Annotated in this window: 2 protein-coding genes; both read right to left on the reverse strand. The window is 66.1% G+C overall.

Going from position 1 to position 481, the window contains the following annotated elements; translation table 11 throughout:
- Positions 1-135 (reverse strand): heavy metal-binding domain-containing protein (locus AACY08_RS30750; RefSeq protein ID WP_445262063.1); only part of this gene is annotated, 135 nt, incomplete at its 3' end.
- 60 nt (positions 136-195) lie between these two features.
- Positions 196-481, reverse strand: a 286-nt coding sequence (gene zapE / locus AACY08_RS29190; RefSeq protein ID WP_339472558.1) for an AFG1/ZapE family ATPase, incomplete at its 5' end; no start/stop codon positions are given.

The following is a 481-nucleotide window of genomic DNA, read 5'->3' on the forward strand; positions in this document are numbered from 1 at the left end:
GCCACCGACGATCGAGCGCAGGCTGGCGGTGATGTTGCCGCCAATCCCGCGGCTGCGCACGACGACGCCGAAGACCTGACCGAGCGTCTCGCGCACGGTGTGGCCGGGGACAGTCTCGGTAGTGGTCACGAGCATGGCATGGCTCCCAAGGGCAGCAACTCCCTTAACGCGCCAACACGCCGCTGTCAAGCGGGTTCAGTCGGTACCATGCCCCTGCGCCAGGTAGGTTTCCGAACGCATCTCTTCCAGGCGGCTGATCGTGCGGTCGAACTCGAAGCGCCCGTCGCCGCTCTCATAGAGCTGCGCCGGTTCGGCGTCGGCGGCGGCGAGCAATTTGACCTTCTGCTCGTACAATGCGTCGATCAGGGCGACGAACCGCGCCGCCTCGTTACGGTTTTCCGGCCCCAATTTGGGAATGCCGACCAGGATGACGGTGTGGAAGCGCCGGGCGATCGCGATGTAATCGGCGGGCCCGCGCGCT

This window comes from Pseudomonas sp. EL_65y_Pfl1_R83 (genome assembly GCF_963970695.1).
In the GTDB taxonomy this organism is placed as follows: Bacteria; Pseudomonadota; Gammaproteobacteria; order Pseudomonadales; family Pseudomonadaceae; genus Aquipseudomonas; species Aquipseudomonas tritici.